Below are 12507 nucleotides of genomic sequence, written 5' to 3' on the forward strand. Positions count from 1 at the left end.
AGCATGCCGGATTGGACCTGCGTCCGGCCCGCAAAGCCGCTGTTGTCGCCCAGCAGTTGCAACATGCCCGCGCCGGTCTTCGTAAGCTGGCCCGCGCCCGCCAGCACGCCACTGAACGAGGTGCTGCTGGCTTGATTGAAGCGCACCTCGGCGCCCGCGGCGATCGTGGTGTTGCTGGTGTAGCGGCCGGCGCTGACGGCCAACGTGCCCGCATCGACGCGCCAGTCTTGCGCGTTGACGCCGGTCAGTGTCAACACGCCCGCCCCTTGCTTGGCCATCGTGCCCGTGCCCGACACATAACCCGCATAGGTCGCGTCGGTCGCCTGGTTGAACACGACCGCGCCGTGGTTCAGCAGATCCCCGCGGATCGACCCCGCATGGCCCACCAGCGTGCCGGCCAGCACTTGCGTGTTGCCGTAGGTGTTGGCGCCCGACAGCGTCAAGGTGCCGGTGCCGAGCTTTTGCAGGTTGCCCGCGCCGCCGATGCTCCCTTGCAAACCCAGCGTGGTACCTGCCGCGACGTTGATATCAGCGGTTTGCGCCAGCGTCACGGCACGCGCCGAATCAAAGCTGGCCGTGGTGGCAAGCGCGCCGCCGTTCAACGTCAACGCGCCTGCTGATGCCCCCAGGTTGGCGTCGGACGACACGGACAACGCGCCCGTGCGAACTTCGGTGCCGCCCGTATAAGTGTTGTTGCCCGCCAGCACCAGCGTGCCGTAATCGGCTTTCACGAGCTTGCTGGCGCCCGTCAGGCGAGACGCGAGGGTGGCGGTCGTGCCGGCGCCGATGGCCAGGCCCGACCCCACGCGCACGACAGTCTGGCCATCCGCGCCGTCCAGCGCGATGGCATCGCCCTGGACGCGGTAGCCGCCGCTCGAGAACTGCATGCCCGTCACGCCCACGGCCCCGGCTCCCGCGTCCACCTCCACGATGCCGGACGCGCCCTGGAAAACGGCGTAGGTCGGGTTGGGCTGGAAACGGCCGTTCAGCGTGCCGTCCTCGTTGGTCCAGTTCAGCCCGTCCGTCCGCCAGACTCCCGAGCCGCCATCGATGACGCCGTTGTCGCGTTGCGCGGCATTGCCGCCGTCCCAGAAGCTCAAGGTGGTGCCAAACGTGGACATCAGGTTGACCTGGCCAACCACGGCCGTTTGAAGGCGCAAGTCATTGGCCGTGGTGCCCGTGGGCACGGTTCCCAGCGCCAGCGTATTGGCGGTCAGCGCACCGCCATAGTCGAACAGGCGGTAGACGCCTGCGCCGAACGCGCCTTGCTCCGTCACGTTCAGGGTGCCCGCCAACGCCAGGTCGCCGCCGACGTCGAACAGGGCGGCGGACGCGGCGCTTCCCAACGCCACGTTGACCCGGCTGGCGTTGTCCAGGGTAAGGTTGCCGCCCACCTTTAGCGTGCTGCCTTGCATGCCTTGCAGCACGCCACCGGTCAGCGTGACATTCTGGCCGAGGGTGCCGGTGCCTGACAGCACGACGTTGTTGCCGATGGCCGCATTGCCGCTCAAGACGCCGGTTACGTGCAGGCGGCCACTGGACACCTCAGCGTTGCCACCCAGCGTGTTGGCCACGACCAGCGTGCCGCTCGAGACGCGCGTCGTGCCGGTAAAGGCGCTGTTATCCGCATTCAGGCTCAAGGCGCCCGCGCCGGTCTTCTCGAACGTGCCGCTGCCAGAGATTCTGCCCGCATAGTCGGTATCGGTGGCCTGATCAAAACGCAACGTGCCTGCGGCGCCGATCGTGGCGTTGGCGGTGTACCGGGTCACGTCGCTTGCGAGCGTGCCGGCTTCGATGTTCCAGTTCAGCGTATTCAAGCCATTCAGGGTCAGGATGCCCGCCCCGCGTTTCACGATGGCGCCGGTGCCGATCATCTGGCCGGACACGCTGTCGTCCCACGTTTGATCGAAAATGACCGTGCCATCGTTCTGCAGATTGCCGCGGATCGACGCGCTGTCGCCGACGAGCGTGCCGGCCTGCACGCGCGTGTTGCCATAGGTATTGGCGCCAGTCAGCGCCAGCGTGCCGGCGCCTTGCTTGATCAGGTTGCCGCCGCCCGTGATCACCCCGTTCCAGTCCAGTCGCGTGCCACTGGCGACGTCAATCGCGCCGTTCTGCAACAGGCTGATCTGCCGGTTCGAGCTGAAGCTCCCGCTCGTCGCCAAGGTCCCGTCCGTCATGGCCAACGCGGTGCTCGCCGCGCCCAGGTTGGCGTCCTTTGACACGCGCAGCGTCCCCTGGCGGATCTCGGTGCCGCCCGTGTAGGTATTGTCGCCGTCCAGGACCAACGTGCCCGCGCCGGCCTTGGTCAAGGTCGTGCCGTTCCAGCCCGTCGATGCGTTGGCCGTCTGATCGCCAAGCGCTGCGCCCACGTTGAAGAGGTCGGTGGACTGAGCCAGCGTGAAGGTACCGTGGCGCAGATTGTTGTTGGCGGTCCAGCTGAGGCCGTAGGTGGCGAGGTACTGCCGGTTGTCGACCGACTTGCCCGTGTGAACGGTCAGGTAATCCACCGCGCCCGTAAAGCCGCCGACGTTCACCGACGTGAAATCTCCACTAATACCGCCTTGGGTGGCGATCAGCACCTTCCCTAGCTGGGTTTCGTCGGCAATGCCGCTCAGGTTGAGCACCGTGCCGTCGCCCAGTGACATCGAGGCGGCCTGCAAAGCGGGGCCGCCCGTACCCGCCCCCACCGCCAACAGGGTGTTGTCGGCCATCGCAAGGTCACCCAGCACCTCCAGCGTCGCAGGCCCCTGGATGGATAGCCTGCCCAGGGTGCCGGCGACGCTCAGGTTGCCCGAGAGGAGGTTCGCCGAGCCGATGGCGCCGTCGCCATACTGCAAGGTGCCATTGGACACGTCGGCCGACCCGCCCAGCTTGTCCAGCACGACCAGTTTGCCGCCCGACACGGTCGTTTTGCCCGTGAAACCGGCGCTGTTCCCCGTCAATACCGTTGTGCCGGCCACTTGATTCAGCCGATGTTGGCCAGCGCCCACGCTGCGCAGGGCGGGCGCGAATTTGAGGTCCGTATCGGTGTGGTTAAAGTTCAAGTTGGCGATGCCTGCGCCGAATTTGATCTCGGCGGCATTGAGCGTGCCGGCTCGAACCGCAGCCAAGCCGGTCTCGCCCCCGATATGGATAGTGGCGAAACCGGCCGGGTACGGGAACGTGTTGCTCACCAACTCCACGGCCTGTGTGCCAGCGACGCCAGTGGTGACCGTGCCGCCGTCCGCGATGGTCAACGTGCCGTCGCCGCCCCCCACGGCCATTGATATCGGGCCGTCGCTGGACCATACGGAACCCGCTCCAGCGACGGTCACCTTGCCGGCGCCTCCCGAGCTGCCGATCACGGCGCTGTTGTTGCTCACCACGCCACCGGCCAGGACAGACAGATTGCCCTGACTCGTGAGGTCGGCCACTCGCAAATCGCCGTCGTTATGCCAGGACGAGCCAGAACCCGCCACCGTCAGGTCGCCTATGCCGGTTGCGTCGCTGCCGATGTACGCGCCGGCGCTGAACAAACTAGCGCCTGCCTCGACGGAAACCTTGCCCCGTCCTCCTTGCGTACCGACGCTAAGCGCCTGACGATTGCGCCAGACGGAATCCTCGCCCGACACCGTGACTTGGGCGGCGCCGTTACGCAAAGCAGCGACCGTGCCAAACAGGTTATTTACCTGGGCGCCATGGCTCACCGTCAATGCCCCCGTGCCGGTCCTGCCGACGAACAAATTTCCCGTGTTGGCCCAGACGGCATTCGGGCCATCTACCGTGACAGCCGCGGAGGTGACGAACCCAGACACATTCTCAATGGTGCTTTCATTGGAACCCAGCTTGTCCAGAATCTGCAGCTCGCCGCCAGTTACGTTGATGCTGCCTAGAAAACCGTTGCTGTCGGCAATCAGGCGCGTGGTACCGCTGTAATGATTGAGTTCGTGGACGCCTGAGTTGTCACTTCTCAGGCTGGCAGAGAAATCACTCACCGAATTGGTATTGAAGTTCAACTTGGCCGTGCCCGCACCAAAGAAGACCTCTTTCGCCAGCAGTTGGCCCGGTGCCAACGGCGCCGCGCCCGGCGTCGCCCCGATGTTGATAACGCCGGTCGCCGTTGCCGCCTTAGCCAGCGACACGGTTCCTAAGCCCAAGACCTGCACTCGCCCATCGTTCCACAGGTTCAACGTGCCGATACCTCCGTCGCCGATGGACAGCGTCTGACCCAGTACCCAGCGGCTGCCTGACCCCGCCACATAGAACATGCCGATCCCGCTCGCCTCCTTGCCCACCACGCCGTTGGCGTTGTACAGGGACGCTCCATCCGATATCCGCAGTGAACCGACAGCCGTGTCGCCAACGATAAAGTTCTCCGCCAATGCCCAGTCTGCCGGGTGATAGGGAAGAACGTCGCCCGAGCCGGCGATGCTTTGCGCCGTAGCCGCTGGAGACATGGTGCAAGCGGCCAACAGCGTGGCCGCCGCAAGGACTCCGGGTATGAACGTCGGTGCGTAACGCTGCGAGATGCCGGCACCGTGGGTGCCTATCGCCCTGCGTCTCGTATCGTTCACGCGTCGAGTCTGACTGCCGCTTTTGCCCTGCCCTCTTGCATGCTCACTTGCCACCTGCCATAAACCCACGCTACGGTTGAAGACAATGCGATAAGTGCGGTTCATGGGCTGTTCTATGTGGTGGGTGCCCGCAGGGAAATATCCCGCAAGCGGCAATTGGAATTCGCGCTGGGGGACGACGGCCAGCTCGGGAATTACAATTAGAAAGATTGCCTCTAACTTTGCACATCCCTCGTTTTTGGTATTTTCGTGTGCTCCCTCACTTCCGCGCAGCGGAAGGTGTGCCGCGGGCGCTCCTGTCCCAGTCCTGCAAATGCCGTTCGATGTGCTCGCGGATGAAGTCGGCCAGCACGCGCGTCGCCATCGACGGGAAGCGGTTGGGCGCGGTGAGCAGGTAGATGGCGTCGCCCACGCCTTCGGGCTCGAACTCGGGCAGCACTTCAACCAGCGTCCGGTCGCGCAACTGGCTCCATACCGCGTAACGGGGCAGCAAGGCCACGCCCAGCCCCGCCAGGACCGCATCCCGCAGAAATGGGTAGTCGCCCGATTGCAGCCTTGGCGCCACGCGCAGGATCAGCGGGTCGCCGTGCTCTTGCTTAAGACGCAGGTCAAAGCGACGGCCCAGGGACTGCGGCGCAATCAGGTCGCAACGCCCCAGATGCTCCATCTGCTGGACCGGCCCGTTATCCGCCAGGAAAGCCGGCGAGGCGCACAGGCACCACTGGATCCCGCAGACGCGGCGCGCGACGTGATCCTCGGGCGGCGATGAGGTGATCTTCAACGCGATATCGACTTCAGCGGAGATCAAGTCGCCGATGCCGTCGTTGATATGCACGCGCAGCGAAATGTCGGGATGGGTGCGCGCGAAATCGAGCAGCACGGGCGCCAGATAAAGATGGCCCAGGCCCGTCGGCAGCCGGATGCGAACGTCTCCCCGGACGGCCCCGTCCAGGCTGTCGATGGCGGCTTGCACCGCGCGCATTTCGTCAAGCAGGCGGATGCCATGCTGGTAAAGCAATTGCCCGGCTTGCGTCAGCTCGACATGCCGGGTGGTCCGCCGGAAGAGTTGCGCGCCCAGATCCAATTCAAGCCGCTTCAAACGATGAGACATGTTCGAACGCGTCATGCCGCAACGCACGGCGGCGGCGCTCAGATTGCGCGACTCCACCATCGCCACGAAGAGTCTGACCAGGTTCAGATCCGGCATATTGTCAATCATGGTTCACCATTCCAGGCACAAATACGTAGATTGTCCAATTCTGTCGGCGAGTCTAGCATCGACCGCATTGTCCTTAGCCTTATCGCAACCATGCCCATCCCGCCGTTCGACCCCGCTTGCGGCCCCTACTCAGGCCTGCGCGTACTGGACCTCAGCCAGGGAATCGCGGGCCCCTACTGCGCCCAGATCCTCTGGCAGCAAGGCGCCGACGTTGTGAAGGTGGAGCCGCCGGACGGCGATTGGGGCCGCCATGTGGGCGTCGTGCGCGACGGCCAGAGCGCGTTGTCGATTGCCTATAACGTGGGCAAGCGCGGCGTATGCGTGGATGCCCGCCAGCCGCAGGGCAAAGCCTTGTTGGCGCAAATGGCGCAACGCGCCGACATCCTGATCCAGAATTTCCGCCCCGGTGTGGCGGAACGCATGGGCGTGGGCTATGACAGCCTGGCCGAGCGCTGCCCGGGCCTGGTGTACGTGTCCATCAGCGGCTACGGCCCGGATGGCCCCAGCTCGAACGCGCCGGCCTCGGACTCGGTAATGCAGGCCGACAGCGGGCTGATGTTCGCGAACCAGACGCCCGAGGGCGAGCCGCGCCGGATCGGGTTGCTGATGGCCGACATCGCCACCGCGCTCTATGCCGTCCAGGCCACCAGCGCCGCCCTGTATCAGCAGGCGCGCAGCGGCCGCGGCCAGCACGTGCAGTTGAGCCTGTTCCAGGCCTGCGCCGCATTGCAGGTGAACGACATCCTGGCGTTCGGCATGACAGGCGCGCGCGCGACGGGCGCGGTCAGCGCGCCCAATGGCGTATTCAATACGGCGGACGCAAGCCTGTCGGTCCTGGCGCTGAACAACGACCAGTTTGCCCGGCTCTGCCGCGCGCTGGACCGGCCCGACTGGCTGGCCGATCCGGCGCTATCCAGCAACGCCGGCCGCATGGCGCAGCGCGAGCGCCTGCACCGCGAACTGTCCATTCAACTGGCGGCGCAGCCGGCCGCGCATTGGGTGGAGCGCCTGGCGCGCGAAGACGTGCTGCATGCCCGGGTCAGGGACTATGACAGCCTGGCCGCGCATCCGCAGGCCGCGCATATCGGCCTGCTGGAGCCGCTGGCGCAGCCCGGCGGCGAGTCCCTGCCGTTTGCGCGCGTACCCGGCGCGGCTGCCCGGCGGTCGTTGCAGGCTGCGCCTGCGGTCGGCCAGCATACGGTCGCCGTGTTGACGGACTGGGGCGTGCCGCCTTCGGACATCCAATCCATGCTGGACGTGGGCGTGCTGCGCCAGGCGCCATCGGCGCAGGAGGACCGCTGATGCGCGCGCTGATCTGCCAACGCCATGGTCCGGTTGAGGACGTCTTGCCGGGAGACATCGCGGACGCCCCCGCCCCTGGTCCCCACGACGTCACGGTCGCCGTGGAATACGCAAGCGTCAGCCACGCGACCAAGCTGCTGATCGAAGGCAGCTATCAAAGTCGGCCGCCCCTGCCCTTTGTGCCTGGCACCGAAGCGGCCGGGCGCGTCATTGCCTGCGGTGCGCAAGTCACGCGCCTGAAGCCGGGCGACAAAGTGGTGGCGCTGTCGCGCTGGGGTTGCTACGCGCAACGCCTGACGCTGCCCGAGCACACCGTCTACCCCGTACCCGACGACTTGCCGCTGCTGTCCGCCCTGCCCATTCCCATTTCCTACGGGACGGCCTGGTGCGCCTTGCTGTGGCGTGCCGCCATGCAACCCGGCGACACGGTGCTGGTGCTGGGAGCCGGATCCGGCGTCGGCCTGGCGGCCGTGGAAATCGCCTCGTCGCTGGGCGCCACGGTGCTGGCGTGCGCCAGCACGGACACCAAACGACAGGCCGCGTTGGCCGCGGGCGCCTCGCACGCGTTCGCCGCGGACGAAGGCATGGCGCAGGCGGTCAAGGCGGCAAGCGGCGGGCGCGGGGCCGACGTCGTGCTGGACGCCGTGGGCGGCGACGCCTTCGAACGCAGCGTGCGGGCGGCGGCGGCCAATGCACGGATGGTCTCGGTCGGCTTCGCCAGCGGCCGCATTCCCGACGTGCCGCTGAACCTGTTGCTTGTGAAGAACATTGCCCTGCATGGATTTTTCTTTGGCCGCTACATAGGCTGGACGCCCGCCGACGAACGCATCGTCCACGCGCCCGCCATGCAGCGCACGATGTCCACTTTGTTTGACTGGGCCCGCAGCAAGCGGATCCGGCCAGCTGTAACGGCGATCTATCCGATCACCGGTCTTGCCGCAGCACTCGCCGCCCTGGAAAGCCGACAAGTCGTCGGCAAGGTGGCGATCACAATAACGACGGAGACAAACCCATGCACGCCATCACCGCCCGACTCGCCCCCAGGGCGAGCAGCTCCCGCCTAGCGCGACACGCCAGAGAGCTGGCCGCCGCCGCGCTCGCCTTGGGCCTTGCCGCAGGCCCTTTGACCGTGCTGGCCGCGGACCCCGCGTTTCCCACCAAGCCCATCACCATGATCGTCCCCTACCCGCCGGGCGGCCCGACGGATATCGTGGCGCGCCTGGTGGCGGCGGAAATGTCCAAGACCATCGGCCAGAACATCATCGTGGACAACAAGCCCGGCGCAAGCGGCATGATCGGCGCCGATCTTGTGGCGCGCGCCGCGCCGGATGGCTATACCTTCCTGGCCAACGCATCGCTGCACGTGATCAATCCGTACATCTACGCGACGATGCGCTACGACGCCTTCAAGGATTTCGCGCCCATTACCCAGCTGGCGGACGTGCCGCTGGTGCTGGTCGTGCCGCAGACGGCCAAGGTCCGCACCGTTCAGGACCTGGTCGCGCAGGGCAAGACGCAGGCGCTGAACTTCGGTTCGGCGGGGTCTGCCTCGGCTCAGCAGCTTGCGGGCGAGTCGTTCAAGGTGCGCTCCGGCCTGCAGATGCAGCACGTGCCCTACAAGGGCAGCGCGCCGGCATTGACGGATCTGGTGGGTGGACAGATCCAGTTGATGTTCGACTCGATGCCATCGGCCATGCCGTTCATCAAGTCCGGAAAGCTGCGCGCGGTGGCGGTCACGACCGCGCGGCGGGTGGATGAGCTTCCCGACGTGCCGACCATGGCGGAATCCGGTTTCCCGGGCTTCGATATCAGCACCTGGTACGGCCTGTGGGCGCCCAAGGGCACGCCGCCCGAGATCGTGGCCAAGCTGGCCGACCATGCCGCGCGAGCGCTCAAGCAGCCCAACGTCGTGACCCAATACGCAGGACTGGGTGCCAAGCCGGTGGGATCGGACCCGACCACCTTCGCACGCTTCACTGCCTCCGAGGGAGAAAAGTGGCGCGACATCGTGAAGGCGGCGCAAATCACGCCGCAATAGTGGAACCCGGGCGCTTTCAGGTTCTTCGTTCCGGCGGAGATGCCCTCGCGGTAGACTCCGCCGCAGAGAACCTCGGACTGGCACATCCTTCAAAGGTCAAACACGGACGGCGTCCAGTGCCGCCTGCACGCCGTGCAACGGCCGACACGCATTTCCCACTGACTCGCCAGCTTCCGCCATCCATGGGTGGGCATAAACCACCACATCAAAGCCTTGGGCGTGCGCCTCGCATGCCGCCTGCGCACATGCCGCCATCCACGCGTGTTGTTTCCCTTCCTGGTAAAGCGCCCAGACGCCGGGAATCAACTGGACGGTCACGCGGGCGCCGGTAGCCGCCGCGTAGTGCGCAAAGAGTGCCTGATTGGGCGCAACGCTCGATTCAACTGCACAGAGCACGGCAAGGTTATTCCCAGCGCGAGCCGCCGCCGCCGCCAAGGCCGCATCTGCCCGGATAATGGGAACCGAGGACGCTTGCATGGTGTCGACTGCAGGACCGAGCGTCGCGCAAGTCACAATCACCGCATCAGCCTCGACCGCCAAGGCCCGCAGCGTTTCGTGGACAAGGTCGTGCGCGTCGCCGCCCGGCGCCGGCGTCTTCTCCATTGCCTGCCGAAGGTCTGCGCGAACCGTATGACGTATCTGGTCTGCTGACCAACCCGCTTTCATGGCCGCGCATCCGAAGACCGCTTCGTTGCTTCCCATCGTGTGCAAAAACGAAATTCTCATGCGAGCCATCCTTTCGAAGTTATGTTCGACAGGGATTGTTCTATCGGTCCCGTGCTGCAACAAGGCCATTGGCCATACTGGTATCGTCAATTCCCGCCACCCCGCCATCCCCACGTCGTAAACTTGCCTCCCGACGGATTGTTTGGAAGGCCGCATGTCGTTCATCCCGTTTTCAACGCCTCGGCCAAGCCGGGACCAGACCTGGCGGTGCATGCATAGCCGCCAGCGTGCGTATTTCCCCGGGTCGCCTGACCGCGTCCTGTTGTACGACGCGCCGCCAGACGAAGCGACGCTGGCCACGATCGAGGACGTCCACCTCTGGGCGCCCCACGAGGACCCGCTGCAAGAACTGCCGGCGCTCATCGCCCGGCTGCCGTCGTTGATTCACCTGTCTGTGGGGCCTGGCGCCATCCCGGCCAGTCTCATGACAGGGTTGCGCGCGGACATGCTGCCCGCCAGCCTGCGTCACCTTTCCCTGCATCCAGAGCAAGGTGCGTATACCTGGAAGGCCGGTCCGATGCCCAGGCTGGAGGCGCTGACGGTAGACGCGACGTTCCGCTTCGAGCCGGAAGAATTCCCCACGCTGATATCGCTGTCCACGGTTCCAGACCGGCGCGGCGTGCTGCTGGACCGCGCGTTGCGCTTGCCACTCAGGGAACTGAACCTGTGGAACGTGCCATTCGATTCGTCGGTATTCGATCGCATCGCCGAATTGCCGCTGCTGGCGCTTGGCTTGCTGGGCGGCCGCACCTTGAAAACGCTGTCCGGTATCGAACAGCTTGCCGGATTGCGTTCGCTGCGGCTGAAGAACCAGGGCATGTTGCAAGCGATCCGCCCGGTCGCCGCGCTTCCGGGCCTGGAGCGGTTGGACATTCAGTACTGCACGCGAATCGCCGACATTGATGTCCTGGGCGAACTGCCCGCACTGCAGGAACTGACGCTGGTCGGTTGCGGCAATATCGGGTTGGGCGATCTGGAACATACCTTGCGCGCCGGCTTGCGGCGCACGAATATTGCGGCGACACAATAGCAGCGGTGGCGCGCGGCGACGCTTGTAACCGGGAAGGGGTTTCAGCCCCCTGGCCCGCTGAACGGCCCGCCCAACGAACGGCGCTACAATCCCCGCGGTTTTCGCCTTTCGGCGACAACACTCCCCCTCAGAAGGACCACGGCAGGCCCGCAACGGCGCCCTCCGCGCTTTCCCCTGACTTTTCATTGCAGTGATCCGGCCAGGCCGGGTGTATTCCGCTTTTCGCGATCGAGGATGTCATGTCTCGGCAGTTGTTGGCGCTTGTCCTGGGGCCGCTTCTTGGCTTGTTCGTTGTCTGCATCGGCAACGCTTTCATTGCTTCCCTTACCACCCTGCGACTGGACGCGGCCGGCGAGTCCGCCACCGTCATCGGCCTGATTTCGTCGTCGTACTTCATCGGCCTGACGCTGGGCGCGATCTTCAACGACCGGCTGATCGTGCGCATCGGCCATATCCGGGCATACAGCAGTTTCGCGTCGTTGATCGCGGTGACGGTGTTGCTGCAAGGGCTGGTCTTCAGCGCCGAGGCATGGTTCGTGCTGCGGCTGATCAACGGGTGGGCAAGCGTCGGCGTGTTCCTGGTGGTGGAAAGTTGGCTGCTGCTGGCCGGCGACCCGAAGATGCGCGGGCGGTTGCTGGCGTTCTACATGATTTCCCTGTACGGGTCCGGCATGCTGGGCCAGATCCAGCTTGGCGCCCTGACGCAGCTGGGCGACATGGCGCCGTTCATGGTGGCCGGGCTGCTGGCCTCGTTGTCGGTGATGCCGATGGTCATCATTCCGCGAATTTCTCCGCTGGTCGAGCGCGTCGAACCGCTGATGCCCCAACACTTGATCCGCATGACGCCCACCGGGGTCGTCGGCTGCTTCGGTTCGGGTGTCGCGATCGCGGCGGTGTATACCTTGCTGCCGCTGTACCTGCAGCGCATCGGGCTGGAGGTCGCCGAAGTCGGCAAGATGATGGGCGCCGTGATCCTGGGCGCCATGGTGCTGCAGTATCCCGTCGGCCGCTGGTCGGACCTGCGCGACCGACAGGTCGTGCTGATCGCGTTGGCCATTTTCTGCACCGTGCTCAGCCTCGTGATCCTGCTGTTGCCCCCCGGGTCGCCGCTGTTGATCGTCCTGCTGTTCCTGCTGGGCGGCGGCGTGTTCGCCATCTATCCGGTGGCGGTGAGCCACGCCGCCGACCGGGCGCCCGCCGATGCGCTGGTGCGCATGATCCAAGGCCTGTTGCTGATCAATTCACTCGGGTCGGCGCTGAGCCCGCTGGCGATTTCTCAGGTGATGGCGAAGTACGGCGCGGCCGGGCTGTTCTGGTGCTTTGCGCTGCTGAACGCCAGCCTCATGGCCTTCTTCATGTGGCGCCGCCGCGAACGCCCGGCCCCCTCGCCTGTCGCTCCATTCGCCGCGGCCGCCCAGATGTCGCCTGCCGGCGTGGAACTGCGCGTCACCGAAGACCTGGTCCAAGGTGCCTTGGACCACGAAATGACCGAAGACCTGACCAATGTCGTACCCGGCACGGACGCGGCGGAGCCGGTCCTGTCGGCCGCGCAGGAAACGCCACCCGCCTCGGGCGGCTGAAGCGCCCTTTCCGGGGATGTAATGCCACACGGGGCGCGCCACCATGCCGGGCACGG

The 12507-nt window shown here is 65.7% G+C and carries 8 protein-coding genes; 5 read left to right on the top strand and 3 right to left on the bottom strand.

What is annotated here, in order from left to right:
* Positions 1 to 4439 (bottom strand): autotransporter-associated beta strand repeat-containing protein (locus HG262_RS06540; RefSeq protein WP_248293259.1); only part of this gene is annotated, 4439 nt, incomplete at its 3' end.
* A 376-nt stretch (positions 4440 to 4815) separates the two neighbouring features.
* A complete protein-coding gene (locus HG262_RS06545; RefSeq protein ID WP_169270245.1) occupies positions 4816 to 5775 on the bottom strand; it encodes a LysR family transcriptional regulator in 960 nt (319 codons plus the stop codon).
* Between the two features lie 90 nt (positions 5776 to 5865).
* Here HG262_RS06545 and HG262_RS06550 point away from each other — a divergent pair, with 90 nt between their 5' ends.
* The 3 genes from HG262_RS06550 to HG262_RS06560 all read left to right on the top strand — a co-directional run bounded on the left by HG262_RS06550 (position 5866) and on the right by HG262_RS06560 (position 9115).
* The gene (locus HG262_RS06550; RefSeq protein WP_169270246.1) at positions 5866 to 7077 is read left to right on the top strand and encodes a CoA transferase; all 1212 of its coding nucleotides are present in this window, start codon (positions 5866 to 5868) and stop codon (positions 7075 to 7077) included.
* A complete protein-coding gene (locus HG262_RS06555; RefSeq protein WP_169270247.1) occupies positions 7077 to 8141 on the top strand; it encodes an NADPH:quinone oxidoreductase family protein in 1065 nt (354 codons plus the stop codon). Before HG262_RS06550 ends, HG262_RS06555 begins: the two co-directional genes overlap by 1 nt.
* A 107-nt stretch (positions 8142 to 8248) precedes the next feature.
* A complete protein-coding gene (locus tag HG262_RS06560; RefSeq protein ID WP_248293268.1) occupies positions 8249 to 9115 on the top strand; it encodes a tripartite tricarboxylate transporter substrate binding protein in 867 nt (288 codons plus the stop codon).
* A 96-nt stretch (positions 9116 to 9211) separates the two neighbouring features.
* Here HG262_RS06560 and HG262_RS06565 read toward each other — a convergent pair whose 3' ends face one another.
* On the bottom strand, positions 9212 to 9841 hold the full coding sequence (locus HG262_RS06565; protein ID WP_169270249.1) for an arylsulfatase: 630 nt from the start codon (positions 9839 to 9841) through the stop codon (positions 9212 to 9214).
* Between the two features lie 211 nt (positions 9842 to 10052).
* Here HG262_RS06565 and HG262_RS06570 point away from each other — a divergent pair, with 211 nt between their 5' ends.
* Together HG262_RS06570 and HG262_RS06575 are read left to right on the top strand one after the other, a co-directional pair.
* Positions 10053 to 10871, top strand: coding sequence for a leucine-rich repeat domain-containing protein (locus HG262_RS06570; protein ID WP_248293260.1), 819 nt, complete (start codon positions 10053 to 10055; stop codon positions 10869 to 10871).
* A gap of 239 nt (positions 10872 to 11110) precedes the next feature.
* Positions 11111 to 12451, top strand: coding sequence for an MFS transporter (locus HG262_RS06575; protein ID WP_169270251.1), 1341 nt, complete (start codon positions 11111 to 11113; stop codon positions 12449 to 12451).
* The last annotated feature ends 56 nt before the right edge of the window (positions 12452 to 12507 follow it).

The sequence above is a fragment of the Achromobacter sp. Bel genome (assembly GCF_012928505.1).
Taxonomy (GTDB): domain Bacteria; phylum Pseudomonadota; class Gammaproteobacteria; order Burkholderiales; family Burkholderiaceae_B; genus Achromobacter.